At 70.5% G+C, this 17,695-nt stretch carries 14 protein-coding genes and 1 pseudogene; 8 read left to right on the forward strand and 7 right to left on the reverse strand.

What is annotated here, in order from left to right; all coding sequences use genetic code 11:
* Positions 1 to 233: 233 nt before the first annotated feature.
* Positions 234 to 749 (reverse strand): hypothetical protein, encoded by a 516-nt coding sequence (locus KVT44_RS17325; RefSeq protein ID WP_054234932.1) that lies wholly within the window; start codon positions 747 to 749, stop codon positions 234 to 236.
* Between the two features lie 152 nt (positions 750 to 901).
* Positions 902 to 1,441, reverse strand: coding sequence for a sigma-70 family RNA polymerase sigma factor (locus KVT44_RS17330; protein WP_060899753.1), 540 nt, complete (start codon positions 1,439 to 1,441; stop codon positions 902 to 904).
* A 240-nt stretch (positions 1,442 to 1,681) separates the two neighbouring features.
* Here KVT44_RS17330 and KVT44_RS17335 point away from each other — a divergent pair, with 240 nt between their 5' ends.
* Positions 1,682 to 2,836, forward strand: a complete 1,155-nt coding sequence (locus tag KVT44_RS17335) for a CapA family protein (protein WP_217567700.1) — start codon at positions 1,682 to 1,684, stop codon at positions 2,834 to 2,836.
* 84 nt (positions 2,837 to 2,920) lie between these two features.
* Here the strand turns inward: KVT44_RS17335 and KVT44_RS17340 are convergent, their stop codons facing one another.
* The gene (locus KVT44_RS17340) at positions 2,921 to 3,385 is read right to left on the reverse strand and encodes a universal stress protein (RefSeq protein ID WP_229888736.1); all 465 of its coding nucleotides are present in this window, start codon (positions 3,383 to 3,385) and stop codon (positions 2,921 to 2,923) included.
* A 188-nt stretch (positions 3,386 to 3,573) separates the two neighbouring features.
* On the opposite strand from KVT44_RS17340, the gene lysX reads away from it, so the two are divergent.
* Both lysX and KVT44_RS17350 read left to right on the forward strand, forming a co-directional pair.
* The gene (gene lysX / locus KVT44_RS17345; protein ID WP_217567701.1) at positions 3,574 to 6,861 is read left to right on the forward strand and encodes a bifunctional lysylphosphatidylglycerol synthetase/lysine--tRNA ligase LysX; all 3,288 of its coding nucleotides are present in this window, start codon (positions 3,574 to 3,576) and stop codon (positions 6,859 to 6,861) included.
* An 81-nt stretch (positions 6,862 to 6,942) separates the two neighbouring features.
* Positions 6,943 to 7,779, forward strand: a complete 837-nt coding sequence (locus tag KVT44_RS17350; RefSeq protein ID WP_190168416.1) for a polysaccharide deacetylase family protein — start codon at positions 6,943 to 6,945, stop codon at positions 7,777 to 7,779.
* Between the two features lie 76 nt (positions 7,780 to 7,855).
* Here KVT44_RS17350 and KVT44_RS17355 read toward each other — a convergent pair whose 3' ends face one another.
* On the reverse strand, positions 7,856 to 8,518 hold the full coding sequence (locus tag KVT44_RS17355) for a class F sortase (protein WP_099919340.1): 663 nt from the start codon (positions 8,516 to 8,518) through the stop codon (positions 7,856 to 7,858).
* 828 nt (positions 8,519 to 9,346) lie between these two features.
* Here KVT44_RS17355 and KVT44_RS58100 point away from each other — a divergent pair.
* Positions 9,347 to 9,783: pseudogene (locus KVT44_RS58100) on the forward strand (hypothetical protein).
* A gap of 109 nt (positions 9,784 to 9,892) precedes the next feature.
* Here KVT44_RS58100 and KVT44_RS17365 read toward each other — a convergent pair.
* The 3 genes from KVT44_RS17365 to KVT44_RS17375 all read right to left on the reverse strand — a co-directional run bounded on the left by KVT44_RS17365 (position 9,893) and on the right by KVT44_RS17375 (position 12,055).
* Complete coding sequence (locus tag KVT44_RS17365; protein WP_217567702.1) at positions 9,893 to 10,477, reverse strand: hypothetical protein; 585 nt, start codon at positions 10,475 to 10,477, stop codon at positions 9,893 to 9,895.
* A gap of 223 nt (positions 10,478 to 10,700) precedes the next feature.
* Positions 10,701 to 11,465, reverse strand: coding sequence for a DUF4239 domain-containing protein (locus KVT44_RS17370; protein WP_190168418.1), 765 nt, complete (start codon positions 11,463 to 11,465; stop codon positions 10,701 to 10,703).
* 14 nt (positions 11,466 to 11,479) lie between these two features.
* Entirely contained in the window at positions 11,480 to 12,055 is a 576-nt protein-coding gene (locus KVT44_RS17375; RefSeq protein WP_217567759.1) for a hypothetical protein, read from the reverse strand.
* A gap of 282 nt (positions 12,056 to 12,337) precedes the next feature.
* Here KVT44_RS17375 and KVT44_RS17380 point away from each other — a divergent pair, with 282 nt between their 5' ends.
* From KVT44_RS17380 to KVT44_RS17395, 4 genes are all read left to right on the forward strand, one after another.
* On the forward strand, positions 12,338 to 13,285 hold the full coding sequence (locus KVT44_RS17380; RefSeq protein WP_060897635.1) for an SCO0930 family lipoprotein: 948 nt from the start codon (positions 12,338 to 12,340) through the stop codon (positions 13,283 to 13,285).
* Positions 13,286 to 13,742: 457 nt separating this feature from the next.
* A complete protein-coding gene (locus KVT44_RS17385) occupies positions 13,743 to 14,555 on the forward strand; it encodes an SAM-dependent methyltransferase (protein ID WP_095851197.1) in 813 nt (270 codons plus the stop codon).
* Complete coding sequence (locus KVT44_RS17390; protein WP_190168420.1) at positions 14,552 to 16,687, forward strand: bifunctional diguanylate cyclase/phosphodiesterase; 2,136 nt, start codon at positions 14,552 to 14,554, stop codon at positions 16,685 to 16,687. The genes KVT44_RS17385 and KVT44_RS17390 overlap by 4 nt, the downstream gene beginning before the upstream one ends.
* Positions 16,688 to 16,895: 208 nt before the next feature.
* Positions 16,896 to 17,675, forward strand: coding sequence for an SDR family NAD(P)-dependent oxidoreductase (locus KVT44_RS17395; protein ID WP_217567703.1), 780 nt, complete (start codon positions 16,896 to 16,898; stop codon positions 17,673 to 17,675).
* Positions 17,676 to 17,695 lie beyond the last annotated feature (20 nt).

Here is a 17,695-nt window from a genome sequence, read left to right on the forward strand (position 1 = left end):
GAATACCGAATCCTCGTGGCGATGGTGCGGGGGTGGGAGTGGTGTTGCTGTTGCCCACGGGTACGCACCAGACCGTCGAATCACTCAAGACTCGTTCGGAATCGCGGCCAAGACATTCGGAGCGGGTGGGCTCGCGGATTGGTGCGAGCCCGAAAAAAGTTGTGCGGAAAACTTGTTTGGCGGAGTGCGGAGCCCTGAACAGGGGTTACCGGCGGTCCGCCCGGTCGTGGCGATCAGAAGAGATGGATCGCCAGATGTCCCAGGGGCAGACCCAGTCGCCAGGCCGGTGTCCACACCTTCGGACCGTCGTCCTCGCCCGGGATCGGCCCGCCGCCGGGCACGGCGTCCAGGTCCGGGGCGAGCAGTTCGGTCTCCTCCAGCCAGCGCCAGGCCGCCGTCGCCAGTTCCAGGTCTGGGGCGGGGCCGCCGGACTCGACCGCCTCGGCCGCGCGCCGCGCCATGTGCTCGCGCACCCAGTCCTGCCACGGCTGGTCGTACGCCGTCAGCGAGAGCCAGGTCTCCAACTGCGAGACGACCCGGATGCCCGAGAGCTCGCCGTCGGTGTCGGAGAGGAAGATGGTCAGCGCCAGGGCGTCACGCCCGGCGCGGAACTCGAAGGACGTGGGCGGCATCAGGTCGCCGGTCCGCAGCAGCTCGTCAGCGATGTACTCGGCGTACAACCACGCCATGGGGACGGTGAGTTCCCCACCGCCGGTGCCGTCCGTGCTCTCTTGGCCTCTGTGCAGCATCCCTTCCTGCCTTCCTCCGGTTTGCGTGCGCGTCGCCCGATCCCGAGCCCTTGGGGGATTCCCCCCAATCCGGAACACGGATGAGGACAGCTGATTGCTCAACCATGGTCCTCAGCAAGGCGCTTTACGGAGGTTTGACTCGGCCTTCGGTTTCACCGCAGGTCGGCCGCGTATCCCGGAAGAACCCGGCGCAGGGCGCGCAGTGCGTAGTACGCACGAGACTTCACGGTACCGGGCGGAATCCCGAGCGCCGCGGCGGCCTCCGCCACACTCGCCCCCTGGAAGTACACCAGCACCAGGACTTCACGATGCTCGGGAGTGAGTGTCTTCACAGCCTCCCGCACATCGAGCGTCGCCGCCGACCTTTCGGCGTGATCCGCGCAGACCCGCGCGCTTTCCAGCACCGCGTCCCCGACCTCCGGCGGACGCGCCTGGCGGGCCCGCCGCGCATCGATCGCGAGCCGCCGTCCCACGGTGAGCAGCCAGGGACGTACGGAGTCGAAGTCGTCGGCGCGCAGCGCCTCGGGGTGCTGCCAGGCGCGGACGAGCGTCTCCTGCAGCAGATCCTCGGCGCGTTGGCGGTCGCCGTCGGAGAGCCGCAGGAGCAGGGCGAAGAGGGGTCGGCCGTGCTCGCGCTGCAGCGCGGCCAACTCGTGTTCGGCGGTCGTCTTGGTGGTGGTTCCGGCCGTCATGGCGTGTATGCCAGCGGGTGCCGCTCCGCTGGGACAGGCCCGGGGCACGGGTCTGCGGTGGGCGGTCGATGCCGTCGGTGAACGGCGCGGTGAACGGTTCAGCGGGGCCCGGTGGCGCCCGACGGACGGTTCCCCGAGGGCCGGACGGGCTACGGATGCGCGTCGCTCCTTGACTCCATCCTTTCGATTGGATGGATTTGACCCACTTCCTACTTAAATATGATTGCATCGAGGCTGGGCATGATCACACGTAGTCGACTGGCCGCCATCGCTCTCGCGGCCGTACTTGTCGTGGGCGCCGGCTGCCGGGCCGACCGGGAGCCGTCGGCCCGGAGCACCGGGCACCCCGGCGCGCCCCTCACCTCCCACGGCTTCACCCTCGTCGCCTCCGGCGACGTGCTGGCGCACACCTCGGTCACCGAGCGGGCGAACGCCGACGCGGGCGGCACCGGGTACGACTTCCTGCCGATGTTCGAAGGGGTGAAACCCCTGGTCTCCGGTGCCGACCTGGCGATCTGTCACATGGAGACCGTGTACGGATCCGACGGCGACCGCACCGGCAACCCGGCCTTCAAGATTCCACCGCAGGTGGCCGACGGGCTCGCGGCGACCGGGTACGACGCCTGCTCCACCGCCTCCAACCACTCCCTGGACGACGGCGCCGCGGGCGTACGGCGCACTCTGGACGCCCTCGACCTCGCCGGCGTACGGCACGCGGGATCGGCGCGCACGGAGCAGGAGGCGTATGTGCCCACCCTCCTGCGCGCGGGCAACGCGATGGTCGCCCACCTCGCCTACACCTACGGCACGGACGGCTTCCCGATGCCCCAGGGGCAGCCCTGGAGCGTCAACCTCATCGACCGCGACCGGATCCTCGCGGACGCCCGGGCAGCCAGGAAGGCGGGCGCCGACGTGGTCGTCGTGTCCCTGCACTGGGGCACCGAATGGCAGGAACAGCCCAACACCCAGCAGATGACGCTGAGCCGGGAGCTCACCGCCTCGCGCACGGACGGGCGGCCCGACATCGACCTGATCCTCGGCACGCACGCGCGTGTCCCGCAGGCCTACGAGAAGGTCAACGGCACGTGGGTCGTCTACGGGATGGGCGACCAGATCGCGGGCGAGATGTTCAATCGCCAAGGCTTCCAGGACTCCCGGGGCAACGAGAGCACCCTCGCCCGCTTCACCTTCGCCCCGCCCGCGCGCAAGGGGGACCGCTGGGAGGTCACGAAGGCGGAGTTCGTACCGCAGCTGTTCGACATCGACGCCGGGCGGGTCGTCGACATCAACGCGGCTCTGGCCCAGGGCGCCGACCTGGCCGGTGTACGCGACCGCATCCGTGACGTGGTGCTCAGCCGCGGCGCGGCCCACGACGGCCTGATGATGGGGCAATAGGACCCATGGAGTTCACGGAGCTCATGGAGGCTATGGGACCCACGGGCTCTATGGGACCCACGGGGTCTATGGGACCCACGGGGTCTATGGGACGACCGTGACCGGCCAGCGGCCCGCCTTCACCAGCCGGATCGCCACCGACCCGATGATCCGGTGCCCCGCCTGCTCGGAGGCACCGACCACCACGGCGTCCGCCTTGAGCTCGTCCGCCGCCGTCACCAGACCGTTGTAGGGATCGCCGCGGAACGTGTGGAACTCCCAGCGCACCGCGAATATGTCCTTGACCCGCTCGGCGGCGTCCCGGATCTGCGCGACGAGGTCCTCGGCGATCTGGTCGGTCGTCTCGGCGACCGGCGCCCCGAGCGCCGCTCCGGCGGCCATGACGGGCTGCACGTACACGAGGGCGAGCAGCGAGTGCTGCCGCCTGGCCAGCCCGCCGGCGTAGGACGCCGCGCGCAGCGACGAGTCGGAGCCGTCCACCCCGACGACGATGACCTTGGGACCGTCCGTGCCACGCTCGAACTGGTGCGAGGGTTGCTGTTCCGCCACACCACCGAGGCTATCGGAAGCCGCAGGTCGGGAGCAGGGCGGGCCCGCGGCGTCCCGCATGGGACGGAACGGGTGAAGTGTCCGCCGCCGCGGCCCGCCAGGACCCGTCGCGACCGCCGTCCGAGTCGGCGACGAGCGGCACGGCGCTCGACGGGCGCCTGCGGCCGGGGCTTCCTAGAGTCGACACCATGAGCGCCACCGTGGAGGCCCGCGGACCGAGGGACGCCACGGGTCCCGTACCGCCGTCCCGGGTCGGCTTCCTCAGCAAGGTGCCCGAAGGCTTCGCGGCCTTCTTCGGCGCCCTCTCGCTGCTGTGCGTCCTGCTGGCCTTCTTCGCCCCCGTGCGCCGTCTGCTGCACCCCGTCGTGGCCTTCCTCGACCTGTTGATCGTCCCGGTCAGCGCCAACCTCGCGTACGCCGTCTTCCTCTTCCTGCTCGCCGCCGCGACCGCCGCCCGCAAGAAGGTCGCCTGGTGGCTGGTCGTCGTCTACCTCGGCCTGCTGGTCTTCTTCGACATCGTCGGCCTGGCGATGGGCCTGTACGCCGAGTCGCTGCCGTCCTTCATCGCCTGCGGACTGCTGCTGGTGCTCCTGATCGTGGCGCGCCGCGAGTTCTACGCCGACTCCCGGCGCGGCGCCGTATGGCGCGCCCTGGCCGTACTGCTCGTCGGACTCGCCGTGGCGATCCTGATCGGCTGGGGCCTGGTCGAGTGGTTCCCCGGCACGCTGGCCTCGGAAGAACGGCTGCTGTGGGCGGCCAGCCGGGTGTGCGGCGGGCTGGTCCCCAGCAGCTCGTTCAGCGGGCGCCCGCCCCGCAAGCTCTTCTTCGTCCTCGGCCTCCTCGGCGCCCTCGCCCAGCTCAACGCCGTCGCCACCCTCTTCCGCTCCCAGCGCCTGGAGGCGGCCCTGCGCGGCGACGAGGAGGCCCGCATCCGCGCCCTCCTGCGGGCGTACGGCGCCGACGACTCCCTCGGCTACTTCGCCACCCGCCGCGACAAGGCCGTCGTCTTCTCACCCAGCGGCAAGGCCGCCGTCACCTACCGCGTCGAGGCCGGCGTCTGCCTGGCCAGCGGCGACCCCGTCGGCGACCGCGAGGCCTGGCCGCACGCCATCGAGGCCTGGCTCGACCTGGCCCGCCGCTACGCCTGGGCGCCCGCCGTCATGGGCACCTCGGAGGACGGCGCCAAGGCCTTCGCGCGCGCCGGGCTCGGCGCGCTCGAACTCGGCGACGAGGCGATCCTGCACGTCGCCGGCTTCGACCTGGACGGCCGCGACATGCGCGTCACCCGCCAGGCGGTGCACCGCGTGCGGCGCACCGGCGCCATCTGCCGGGTACGCCGCCACTCCAGCCTCACCGACGAGGAGATGGAGGAGCTCATCGACAAGGCGGACGCCTGGCGCGACACCGAGACCGAGCGCGGTTTCTCCATGGCGCTGGACCGGCTCGGCGACCCCGCGGACGGCGACTGCCTGCTCGTCGAGGCCCTGACGCCCGAGGGCAAGCTCCTCGCGCTGCTGTCCTTCGTGCCCTGGGGCAAGGACGGCATCTCGCTCGACCTCATGCGCCGCGACCGCAGCGCCCCGAACGGCGTCATGGAGTTCATGGTCGCCGAGGTGTGCGCGGCGGCCGGGACGTTCGGCGTACGGCGCATCTCCCTCAACTTCGCGGTGTTCCGGTCGGTCTTCGAGGAGGGCGCCCGGATCGGTGCGGGGCCGGTGCTCCGGCTCTGGCGCGGACTGCTGCTGTTCTTCTCCCGGTGGTGGCAGCTGGAGGCCCTCTACCGGTCCAACGCCAAGTTCCAGCCCGAGTGGTACCCCCGCTTCATCTGTTACGGCGACACCGGCTCCCTCGCCCGCATCGGCCTGGCGTCCGGCATCGCCGAGGGCTTCGTCTCCGTGCCCTCGCTGCGCAAGCTCTGGGGCAAGGGGCACCCGAGGACCGGACCCCAGCCCGCGAGCACCGCGGGCCTGCCCTCGCTGTCGGCCCTCGGCCTCGACGAGGGCGAGGAGGCGGCGGCCACCGATCCGACCGCGGGCCTGCCCGAACAGATCCGCCTCCGCCACCGCACACTCGACCGGCTGCGCGCCGACGGAGTCGACCCCTACCCGGTGGGCGTCCCGTCCCGCACCCACACCCTCGCCGAGGTCCGCGCGGGACCGGTGGGACACCACGTGACCGTCGCCGGGCGTGTCGTCCTCGTACGGGACTTCGGCGGGATCGTGTTCGCCGTCCTGCGCGACTGGTCCGGCGATCTCCAGCTCGCCCTCACCCGGCTGGAGTCCGGACCCGAGCTCGGGCGCTTCCGCCAGGACGTCGACATCGGCGACCACATCACCGCCGAGGGCCTCGTCGGCGTCAGCGACCTGGGCGAACCGACCGTCTTCGTCTCCTCCTGGCAGCTCACCGGCAAATGCCTGCGCCCGCTGCCCGACAAGCGCCGGGGCCTCGCTGACCCCGAGGCGAAGGTGCGCCGCCGCTATCTCGACCTGGTGTCCAGCCCCGACGCCCGCGAGGTCCTGCGGGCCCGCTCCACCGCTGTGCAGGCGCTGCGCCAGGGTCTGCTGGACCGGGGCTATCTCGAGGTCGAGACGCCGATGCTCCAGCAGATCCACGGCGGCGCCAACGCCCGCCCGTTCACCACCCACATCAACGCCTACGACCTGAACATGTACCTCCGCATCGCCCCCGAGCTCTACCTCAAGCGGCTGTGCGTGGGCGGCCTGGAGAAGGTCTTCGAGATGGGGCGCACCTTCCGCAACGAGGGCGTCTCCTACAAGCACAACCCCGAGTTCACCATGCTGGAGGCCTACCAGGCGTTCGCCGACTACGACGTGATGCTCGACCTCACCCGCGAACTGATCCAGGGCGCCGCGACCGCGGCCCTCGGCGCGCCCGTCGCCCGCAAGGACGGCACCGAGTACGACATCTCCGGCCCGTGGCCGGTCAAGACGGTGTACGGCGCGATCTCGGAGGCCCTGGGGGAGGAGGTGGATCCCGGCGCGTCCGTGCCGGACCTGCATCGGCTGTGCGACGGTGCGGGAGTGCCGTATCGGCCGGACGCCGGACAGGGTGACGTCGTACTGGAGATGTACGAACGACTGGTCGAGGAGAAGACCCTGCTGCCCACGTTCTACAAGGACTTCCCGACCGATGTCTCCCCGCTCGCCCGGCAGCACCGCACCGACCCGCGCCTCGCCGAGCGCTGGGACCTCGTCGCCTTCGGCACCGAACTGGGCACCGCTTACTCGGAGTTGACCGACCCCGTGGAGCAGCGGCGGCGGCTGACCGCGCAGTCGCTGAGGGCCGCCGGGGGAGATCCCGAGGCGATGGAGCTCGACGAGGACTTCCTCGACGCGCTGGAGTACGCGATGCCCCCGACCGGCGGGCTCGGCATCGGCGTGGACCGGCTGGTCATGTTCCTCACGGGGCTGACGATTCGGGAGACATTGCCGTTCCCCCTGGTGCGTCGGCGCTGAGCTGGTCCCAACGGGCGCTTTCCCGAGTCCGCACCGGTGTTGCTCAGCCGCGCCGCGCCTCCATTGGGCGTCTGATTAATCATGAAAAAGTATCAGCTGCTCACGCGGCGCCGGATGTTGATCGCCGGTACCGCCGTCCTGGGGGTGGCGGGCACGGCCCGCGTCCTCATCGCAGATCCGGCCGGGAGTCCGGTGCGGGGCGCACCCGCGGCCGGGGGCCCGCAGGCGCGTCCGGCGCTCAAGCCCTCCGCCTACCGCCTCGAGCCCATGACCGGATTCGCTCCGCCGCGCCGGACGCCCGGCAAGCCCCCCGTCCGTCGTGAGCCGATCCTGCGGGTGAGCGGGCGCGGCCGCACGATGGTGCTGACCTTCGACGACGGACCCGATCCGCGCTACACCCCGAGCATTCTGCGCACCCTGCGCAAGCACGACGTACGGGCGATGTTCTTCGTCTGTGGGGAGATGGCCGTCGACAACAAGGACCTGCTGGCGGAGATGGCCGACGACGGGCACGTCGTCGGCAACCACACCTGGACGCACCCGTTGCTGACCGAGCTCCGGCGCTCCGAGATCCGCTCCGAGATCGCGCGCACCAGCGACGTCATCGAGGACGCCTACGGCGAACGGCCCGTCTGGTTCCGCGCGCCCTATGGGGCCTGGAACCGGGCGACCTTCCAGATCGGCGCCGATCTCGGCATGGAACCGATGGCCTGGACGGTCGACAGCCTCGACTGGGCCACCCCGGGCACCGCCACCATCGTCGACCGGGTGGAGGAGGGCGCCGCGCCCGGCGTCGTCGTCCTCTCCCACGACGCGGGCGGCGACCGCTCCCAGACCGTCCGCGCCCTGCGCGACTACCTGCCCGTACTCCTCGACTCCGGCTACCACCTCACGGTGCCGCACCGCGAGGACTTCTGAGCGGGGAGCGGGCGCGGTCGCCCTCGACTCCGCCGACGGGCCCGGGAACACCGCCCGGGCCCGTCGGCGGGGAGTCTCAGCGGACCTCGACCAGGCGGGCGAACACGACGACGTTCCCGTCGTAGCCGTGCTGCTTGGAGAAACCGCCTCCGCAGGTGATGACCCGCAATTCCGGGGTGCCCTTGCTGCCGTACACCCGGTCACCGGGGAAGTTGTTCTTCGCGAATACGTCGACGCCGTAGATCTCGAATGTGGCGGTCTTCCCGTCCTTTCGCTGAACCTCGACCCGGTTTCCCTTCTTGAGGGAACCGAGCCCGTAGAAGACGGCCGGTCCCCGCATGTTGTCCACATGGCCCACGATCACGGCCGTGCCCTTCTCGCCGGGCGACACCGCACCGGTGAACCAGCCCGCGAGATTGGCATTGTCGGGCGGTGGCGCGCCGACCCAGCCGGCCGAGTCGAGACCCACCGGCACGACCGGGGCATCCACCTGGATCGCCGGGATCCTGACCCGGTCCACCACGGAGTACGGCAACGCGGCGGGCCCGTTGGAGAAGGTGGCGACGGGCGTCCTGCTGTCCGCTGCCGCCGCCGGCGCGGGCTGCGGAGGGCCCACGTCGAACTCACCGGAACCATTCCGAATGAGTGCGAGGCCGGTCAGCAGAACAAGCGCTATCACGCCCCACGGGGCGCGCTTCTTCTGCCGCTCCTCCTCTTCGGCCACCTCGGACGCAAACATTCGCAATCCCCTCTCGACGCGGCCGTCGCCGCGTCCGTCGCGCATACCAGAACGCTAAGTGCAGCATGCCCGGCAGGCGACGGGGCGCGGGCGAACGGGTGTCGGGGCATCCGCGTGGTGAGCCATCCGAGTTGCCGAGGGCAGGAAATTTCTGACGGTCCGTGACCTGCGGCAATATCCGATTGTGTGGAAATCCTTCGGCGTGTCTTCTCACCAGGACGGACCATTCTCGAAATGCGTCCCAGTGCACCGCATCTGAGGGTCTGTATGGGAGGCGCTTTCTCGCCGATCGACCGGGGACGGTTCCCGGGGCGTCTTCCGCGGAGGATCACATGCGTACAACTCGTGCCCTGGCGGTCTCTGCCGCCGTGGTCGCCGCGGTGGGGCTCGCCGCCCCGGTGGCGACGGCATCGAATGAACCGGGCAGCAATGAGTCGAGCAACAACGAGCCGAGCAACGACGAGCCGAGCGGAAACGAGCGACTGGGCAACCCCGGTGGACCAGGCAACGGCACAGGGCTGACCAACGGCGGTGGCGTGGTCGGCGGCGGTGGCGTGGTCGGTGGCGGCGGGGTGGTCGGCGGCGGTGGTGTGGTGGGCGGTGGCGTGGTCGGCGGCGGCGGGGTGATCGGCGGCGGGGGCGTTGTCGGCGGCGGTGGCGTGGTGATCGGCGGCGGTGGCGTGGTCGGTGGCGGCCGCCCGGGTGACAACGGTCGGTTCAATGACAATGGCCGGTTCAATGACAACGGTCGGTTCAATGACAATGGCCGCTTCAATGACAACGGTCGGTTCAATGACAATGGCCGCTTCAATGACAACGGTCGGTTCAATGACAACGGCCGCTTCGATGACTTCGGCCGTCGCGAGGTGCGGAACATCCTCGTCCGGCCCAGCGTCATCGCGCGGGGCGGCCAGCTGTCGATCACCGTGGACGGCGAAGCGTGCCTGAGGCCCGGCAGCACGGTCTCCTCGCGGGTCTTCCGCACCACGCTGCTGCGCCGGGTGGGCGGCGACACGTCCATCGCGACGGTCATCGTCGACCGTGACGCGCGCCCGGGGTCGTACGACGTCACGGTCCGCTGTGACGGCCGAAGGCTGACCCGACCCGCGGCCTTCACCGTCATCGGCGGTGTCAGCGGTGGTCTGGGTGGCAGCGTCGGCGGAGCGGCGCCCGCCGACGTCGCGATCGGCGGCGGACTGCTGACCGCCGGCGTCGTCGGCGGTGGGCTGTTCTGGCTGCGCCGCAGGTCCGAACGGCGGATCTGATCGGTGCCGGCACCCTTGGCAGTGCCCCGCGGAGCGCGTGTGTGACAGGCCTTCGCCCCGGACCTTCTCGCCGAGATCCGGGGCGAGAAGGGCCCCGAGCGGCGAGTGGTCAGGGCTCCTCGTCCGTGACGCGGCGGCGCGTCATGGACCACGCGGTGCCGACACAGCCGGCGATGAGCGCGGTTCCCAGACCGATCTCCTTGAGGTCGAAGCCACCGCCGGAGCTCCCGCCGACACCGGCCTTGACGCCTCGCTGCACGGAGGCCGGGACCTGGACCTGGGTCGGGTCGGAGTAGTTGGTGCCGGCGCGGCCGGGGGCGATCGTCAGCTCGGTGTGGCCGCTCTCGTTGCCGCACTGGAACGTCACCTGGTACACCGAGCCCGCTCTGGCGTCCGCGTCGATCAGGGCCGTCGCCGACGACTGGCCCTTGGGGATCGTGACCGTGTCGAAGACTTCCGAGGAGACCCTGGCGACGGAGTCGCAGCTCTCCGCGGTCAGCCGGAGCCGGCCGCCCGCCGCGATGCTCTGCGGCTGCACGTTGAAGCCGAACGAGGTGATGTTGTTGTTGCCCCGGCCACTGTCACGGCCGCCGTCACTGTTTCCGTCGCCGTTTCCGGCGAGAGCGGCGGTTGCCGAAAGGGTGAGGGCGGTCGCGCCCAGCAGTGCGGCCGAAGCGACGCGTATCGCGTGCATGGTGAGCCTCCGGGTCCCCGAGGAGCCTTGCTGCGGACCTTCCGCCTGCGTCTGAAATGCGCCTCGATGTTGGAAACGCTAGGAAGGCATGCATGTGGGCGCGATCGCAGTAGCGCGAATGGGGTAACCGTGTGGGCCCTACGGGGGAATGTGGGTGCGCGATCGGGGGACGGGCGCGGTGTGGCGTCCGTCCCCCGATACTCCGGCCGCTAAGGGAGGCCGGTCACTTCGGAAGGTGCGGGAACAGTGCCGTGAACGGTTCCGCCGAGGCTGTGATCCCCCGGCTGTAGGGCGCGTCGAAGTCCCAGATCAGGAAGAGCAGGAACGCGATCAGGGCGGAGAAGAGCCCGGCGAGGATCAGTTCCCGCCTGGTGCGCCGGATCTGGAGCGCGAACACCATCCCGATGGTGACCACGGCTCCGGTGATCAGCCCGAACCACACCACGCCCGGCATGGTTGCGTCCGTCGAGTCGGCGCGGGCGTTGCGTGCCGCGTCGGCCGCGGTCACCTGGTCGACCAGTGGCTGGTAGGTCTGGGCCTCGAAGTCCGACCTCGGCCGGTATTCGCTGACGTCCTGGCGGACGACCTCGAAGAGCCGGCCGCCCTTGGCGGTGACATGGCCGTGGTCGGCCATGGTCTTCCACTCGGTTTTGACGACGTATCCGACGTACGCGTCGACGTCGCCGCGAATACGGTCGCGCACGTCCGGCGGGTAGACGCGGACCCGCTCCGAGATCTCGTGCAAGGCCTGGGCCTCCGCCTGCACATGGTCCTGGGCGGCGCTGCGGGCCTCCCAGACTCCGGCGATGGCCAGTCCCAGGACGATGGCGTAGACCACGCCGATCATCATGGTCATGTATTCGATCACGTCCGGGGTCTCGGACGGATCCTCGTCGTCGGGGGCCCGGCGGGTGCGTACGAGGGACACGACGAGGACGACGACACACGCCGCCGCCATCGCGAGGACGAGAACAAGCCATTCCGACAAGGATGCCTCCAGGGTCAGCGCGGACGCAGCGCCGCGACGGCGAGCAACGCGGGCACGGTGACGAGCAGGGTGAGCGAGACCAGGGACGGTCCGCTGCGGGGCGAGTGCTTGCGCGTCGGGGCGCGGTAGGCCGGATAACTCACGTGGGTCGCCGACGGTTTGGGCCGCGCCTCGTGCGTGGGTGAGGGCGTCGGTGTCGGTGTGGGCTTCGGCTTCGGCGCCGGCGGGGGTGCCGGCCTCGGTGGTGGCGCCACGGCGGGGGGCCGCGGGGTCGGCGAGGCGGGTGGAGGCGGTGGCGGGGGAGCCGGCGGCGGGGGCTCCGGCCTGGGCTTGGGCGGAGGCGCCGGGGGTGGTGGGGGCGGCGGTTTCGGAGTGGGTGGGGGCGTGGGCGACGGGGGCGGCGGGCTGATGGTGCAGAGGTCGCCGCCGGCCACCGCCACCGCGTCCGTGCCGTCCGGGCCGATGGAGGCGTACGCGCAGGAGTCGGCGACCGCCGCCGAGGCCGGCGCGCCGCCGATGATCCAGGTCAGCGTCAGCAGCGCCAACAGCCGTATGACGAGGGCGGACCGGGTCCGCTGTGGTCCATGCACGACGGAGATCATGAGGCGTACCGCGCCCGCGCACGCCGGAGCCGACGGGTATTGCCCCCGAACGAAGGACGTCCGGCTCGGACCGGTTTGATGCCCCCTCGGGATACGGCCACCGGGGTGGGAACAGATGCGCGAGATACATGCCGGCGTGGGGTGTGTCACAGCGTTCCGAAAGTTTTTTGTGCGGCCGTTGAACACATCCGCCACTCCCGCCCGTACCTAGGGCCATGCGCGGCGCAGCAGGGCGCTGCAACCCTTAACGCGAACAGTGGGAGTTACCCAATGAAGACCTCCTGGCGGAGCGCCTCACTCGTAGCGACAGCTGCGGCCGTGCTGGCGCTCACGACGGCGTGCGGTCAGGAATCGGGCACCCAGTCGACGGGGAGCCAGAACGTGGGCGCCGCCGCGGCTGCCAACGGTTACGGTCAGGCCACCAGTAGCAGCACCACTTCTCCCAACGGCTACGGCGCCGACCAGCAGAGTGCCGCCCCTAAGGCGGAATCCGCAGGTCAGCTGGCCGTCGCGGAAAGCACGACGCTCGGCAAGGTGCTGACCGACAGCGCCGGGTTCACCCTGTACCGCTTCGAGAAGGACACCGCCGAGCCGCCGAAGTCGAACTGTGACGGCGACTGCGCGACCGCTTGGCCGCCCGTTCCCGCCGACGGCGCCGTGGCCGCCACCGGTGTGGACAAGGCCCTGCTCGGCGAGGTCACCCGCTCGGACGGCACCAAGCAGCTGACGATCGGCGGCTGGCCGATGTACCGGTACGCCAAGGACACCAAGGCCGGCGACACCAACGGCCAGGGCGTCGGCGGCACTTGGTACGCCTCCGCCCCCGATGGCAAGAAGGCCACCCTGGCCTCCCTGCCGGGCCTGTCGACCCGCAACGACCCCAAGCTCGGCGAGATCATCGTCGACAAGAACGGCCGGACGGTCTACCGCTTCCTGAAGGACCAGGCCTGGCCCGTCCCGAAGTCCGCCTGCACCGGTGCCTGCCTGGAGAAGTGGCCCGTCGTGGCCCCGGTCTCCGCCAGTGACACCAAGGGCGTGCAGAAGAAGGGCCTGATGGGCTTCACCCGTCCGGACGGCGCCAAGCAGATGACCGTCAACTGCTGGCCCATCTACACCTTCTCCGGTGACAAGGCGGCCGGGGACACCAACGGTCAGGGCGTGGGCGGCACTTGGTACGCCGTCGCCCCCGACGGAAAGCCGGTCGGCGCGCCGAAGTAGAGGATCACCTCCCCAGGGTTGATCGATCTCGCCCGGAACAACGCGTACGACCCGGGTCCGCCCCCTCCGCACCGCACGGAGGGGGCGGACCTCTTGGCATGCCCGGAACGCGCGGGGCGCGCGGATCGGACGACGTGAGGCGCGCGGATCACGGCGCGGTTCACTTGCCGAACGAACGCCCGGGAGTTTTCCACACCGGGGATACCCGACCCCCCGATACCGTCGCGACGCTTCGTAACTCCCACGAACTTTTTGGAATGCTTCGCATCGATTTCGCGGTGACAGGGATCGGCGTGTTCGACTGACCTGCACCGGGCGCCAATTCGGCACATGCCCGAGGCAGTGACGGTGAACGGACGGTCAATTTCCGTTTTGACTCGCTCCTTTGGCGGACGATCAGTAGCCTCAGCTCGAACACCGGATCGCCTACGTCGTCGACTACGCCTTGGAGAGATAGATGGAGCGTCCCGCCTGGGCCCCCCGCAGCATTGACATCTCGGTGCCGAGCGTGTCCCGTATCTATGACTACTACCTGGGCGGTTCGCACAACTTCGAGGTCGACCGGGAAGCCGCGCGCAAGGCGATGGAGTTCATGCCGGGACTGCCCAAGGTCATGCAGGCGAACAGGGCGTTCATGCGCCGTGCCGTGCGTTTCGCGGCCGACGAGGGCATCGACCAGTTCCTCGACATCGGCTCCGGCATCCCGACCTTCGGCAACGTCCACGAGATCGCCCAGACGGCCAGGCCCGGCGCGCACGTCGTGTACGTGGACCACGACCCGGTGGCCGTCGCGCACAGCCAGGCTGTCCTGCGGGACAACGAGGACGCGGACGTGGTCGCGGCCGATCTGCTCAAGCCCCAGGAGATCCTGGCGACTCCCCAGGTGCAGCGGTTGATCGACCTGAACCGTCCGGTGGCCCTCCTCCTCGTTGCCATACTGCACTTCGTGGAGGACGCGGACGACCCGTACGGTGCGGTGGCCGAGCTGCGCGACGCGCTGGCGCCGGGCAGTCTGCTCGTGCTCACGCATGCGTCGTACGAGGGAATCCCGCTCCCGCCGGAGCGGGCCGAGGGCGCGGTCGACGTGTACAAGGACATCCGCAACCCGCTGATCATGCGCTCGCGCGAGGAGATCGCGCGGTTCTTCGAGGGGTACGACATGGTGGAACCCGGTCTGGTGCCGATGCCGATCTGGCGGCCCGACACGGCACCCGAGGACGAGGATCCCTATTCCTTCTCGGGGTTCGCGGGTGTGGGGCGCACGGCGTGACGGGCGAACCGGACGGGCCGGAGGACAGACTGCGCAGGTTCGCGACGATCTGGAGCCGGGCGGTCTTCCCGGTCACCTCCACGTCGCTGACCCGGCCGGAGCTCGAGCAGCGACTCGTACCGCTCGCCCGGCGGTTGAGTGACGCGCTGAAGGCGAGGACCTTCGACGCGGCCGCGGGCCAGGCGGTCGGCGCCGCGCTGGTCGCCGCGCACTGCACCGACCCCGAGGCGCTCAGCCGCAGCCTCGACTGCGTCGACGCCTATCTGGTGCTCTACTGCGGCGAGGACGGCCCCCAGGAGGCCCTGCGGACGCGCTCGGCGCGTCTGCAGCACGCCATGGCGGCGGGTTTCGCGGGGGCACTGCGGGAGCGGACGCTCGCCGAGCAGGAGGCCATCTCCCAGGCGGCGTTGAACGCGCGCAGCACGGTGGCCGAGGCGCTGCACGCGAGCGAGGCCCGGTTCCGCGCGGTCTTCGAGGGCGCGGCCATAGGAATCGGCATCGCCGACCTCGAAGGCAACATACTGCAGGTCAATGGAGCCCTGCTGCGTATGTTCGGCGGTTCCGAGCAGGGCGTGCGCGGCCGCAAGGTCCCCGAGTGGACGCATCCCGAGGACGCGCCCCAAGTCTGGCGGCTTTACGAGGAGTTGGTACGCGGTGAGCGCGAGCACTACCACGTCGAAAAAGCCTTCTACCGGCCCGACGGCACCGCCCTGTGGACCAACCTGACGGTGTCCCTGCTGCGCGACGCGGACGGCCGGCCGCAGTACCAGCTCGCGCTGATGGAGGACACCACCGAGCGGCGGCTGCTCAATCTGCGGCTGCGCTACGAGGCCACCCACGACGCGCTCACCGGCCTGCCCAACCGGACCCTCTTCTTCGAACGCCTGGAGAAGGCGGTGTCCGCGGGCAACGACCAGCGCTTCGGCCTGTGCTACCTCGACCTCGACGGCTTCAAGACCATCAACGACAGCCTCGGGCACGCGGCGGGCGACCGGCTGCTCGTCGAGGTCGCCGACCGGTTGCAGTCCTGCGCGACCGCACCCGGCGAGATGGTCGCCCGGCTCGGCGGCGACGAGTTCGTGGCCCTCACCACCGGGCCCGACACCGAGCGCGAGGTGGACGCGCTCGCGGACCGCATCATGAACGCCCTCGTCACCCCGGTCCGCATCGACGGCCGGGAACTGACGGTCCGCGGCAGCATCGGCATCGTCGAGGGCCCGGCGGGTGAGCGCGGCCCGGCGGAGGTGCTGCGCAGCGCCGACATCACGATGTACCGCGCCAAGTCCGCGGGCGGCAACCGTTTCGAGCTCGCCGATCCCGAGGCCGACGCCCGTGCCATCACCCGGCACGGGCTCACCACGGCGCTGCCCGCGGCCCTGGACCGGGGCGAGTTCTTCATCGAGTACCAGCCGCTCGTGCACCTCGGCGACGGCAGCGTGCACGGCGCGGAGGCGCTGGTGCGCTGGCTGCATCCGCAGCACGGCGTCCTCGGTCCCGACCGGTTCATCCCGCTGGCCGAGCACACCGGGCTGATCGTGCCGCTGGGCCGGTGGGTCCTGGAGCAGTCGGTCCGCCAGGCCCGCCAGTGGCAGGAACGACACGCCGACTCGGGCCCGCTGCGGATCAACGTCAACCTGTCGCCCTGCCAGCTGACCCACCCGGGTCTGGTCCAGGACACGGTCGACATCCTGGAGCGTGAAGGTCTCGACGCCGAGGCGCTGTGTCTGGAGGTCACCGAGTCCGCGCTGATCGGCGCCGACGACGATCTGCTGAAGCCGCTGCGGCGCCTGGCCGAGATGGGCGTCGACATCGCCCTCGACGACTTCGGCACCGGCTACTCCAACCTCGCCAATCTCCGCCGCCTGCCCGTGAGCATCCTCAAGCTGGACCGCTCCTTCACCCAGGGCATGCAGCAGTTCCCGGCGGACCCCGTCGACCTCAAGATCGTCGAGGGGATCGTTTCGCTCGCCCACAGCCTCGACCTCGCGGTCACCGTGGAGGGCGTCGAAACGGGCGCACAGGCCGAGCAGTTGCGGATACTGGGCTGCGACACGGCCCAGGGCTGGTACTACGCCCGCCCGGGCCCACCGGAACGGCTGCACGAACTGGCCCTGGTGGACGCCACAGGCTGAGGCTTCGGGCGTGGCGTGGTCTCCTGGACGTGGCGTGGTCTCCTGGAAAGGAGGCCGTGCCGCTGTCCGTGCATCCGTGAGCGGCGGAGCAGCCGGTGCCGGCCCGTGAACGTCAGCTGTGTCTCGGCCTCCGCGCCGATCGTCGGACGACGCCCTCCGTATGGCCCCGGGTATCGCCGTAGTGCAGCCATTGAAGGAGCTGAGAAGGATGGGTACGGAACTCCAGGGCAGGACCGCCGTCGTCACCGGTGCGAGCAAGGGCATCGGACTGGCCGTCGCCGAGGCGCTGGCCGGGGCGGGGGCGACGGTGATCGCCGGGTCGCGCACCACGACGGCGGGTCTCGACGCGCTGGTCAAGCAGGGCGGTGTCTCCTGGGTACCGGTGGACCTGGCCGAACCCGGTGCCGCCGAGCGCCTCGTGGCGGCGGCGGACGGCCGGCTGGACATCCTGGTCAACAACGTCGGCGCGGCCCCCGCCCGCATGGGCGGATTCCTGTCGGTGACCGACGAGGACTGGCAGCGCACGATCGACCTGAACCTCCTCACGGCCGTACGGGTCACCCGCGCCGCCCTGCCCCTGATGCTGTCCGCCGGGCAGGGCTCGGTCGTGACGGTCGCCTCGGTCAACGCCACCCTTCCCGACCCGATGGTGATCGACTACAGCGCGGGCAAGGCCGCGCTGGTCGCCTTCTCCAAGGCGCTGTCCAAGGAGGTCGGCCCCCAGGGCATCCGGGTCAACACCGTCAGCCCGGGCCCGGTGGAGACCGAGCTGTGGCTCGGCGGCGACGGCGTGGCGGCCACGGTCTCGGCAGCCGCCGGGATCACTCCGGACGACGTGGTCGCCCAGGCGTCCAGTGCAACGGTCACCGGCCGCTTCTCCCAGCCGAACGAGGTCGCCGACCTGGTTCTCTTCCTCGCCGGCGACCACTCCCGCAACATCACCGGCAGCGACTTCGTCATCGACGGCGGCTTCATCCCGACCTGGTGACGTACCGACCGGCCTCCCGA

It is taken from the genome of Streptomyces sp. GbtcB7, from assembly GCF_019091445.1.
GTDB lineage: Bacteria > Actinomycetota > Actinomycetes > Streptomycetales > Streptomycetaceae > Streptomyces > Streptomyces mirabilis.

Bases quoted from the DNA above. Each gene is read 5' to 3' on its own strand.
- KVT44_RS17355 (WP_099919340.1), bottom strand. From the start codon at position 8,518: ATGTTTGCGTCCGAGGTGGCCGAAGAGGAGGAGCGGCAGAAGAAGCGC.
- KVT44_RS17380 (WP_060897635.1), top strand. From the start codon at position 12,338: ATGAAGACCTCCTGGCGGAGCGCCTCACTCGTAGCGACAGCTGCGGCC.
- KVT44_RS17325 (WP_054234932.1), bottom strand. From the start codon at position 749: ATGCTGCACAGAGGCCAAGAGAGCACGGACGGCACCGGCGGTGGGGAA.
- KVT44_RS17395 (WP_217567703.1), top strand. From the start codon at position 16,896: ATGGGTACGGAACTCCAGGGCAGGACCGCCGTCGTCACCGGTGCGAGC.
- KVT44_RS17385 (WP_095851197.1), top strand. From the start codon at position 13,743: ATGGAGCGTCCCGCCTGGGCCCCCCGCAGCATTGACATCTCGGTGCCG.
- KVT44_RS17335 (WP_217567700.1), top strand. From the start codon at position 1,682: ATGATCACACGTAGTCGACTGGCCGCCATCGCTCTCGCGGCCGTACTT.
- lysX (WP_217567701.1), top strand. From the start codon at position 3,574: ATGAGCGCCACCGTGGAGGCCCGCGGACCGAGGGACGCCACGGGTCCC.
- KVT44_RS17365 (WP_217567702.1), bottom strand. From the start codon at position 10,477: ATGCACGCGATACGCGTCGCTTCGGCCGCACTGCTGGGCGCGACCGCC.
- KVT44_RS17350 (WP_190168416.1), top strand. From the start codon at position 6,943: ATGAAAAAGTATCAGCTGCTCACGCGGCGCCGGATGTTGATCGCCGGT.
- KVT44_RS17330 (WP_060899753.1), bottom strand. From the start codon at position 1,441: ATGACGGCCGGAACCACCACCAAGACGACCGCCGAACACGAGTTGGCC.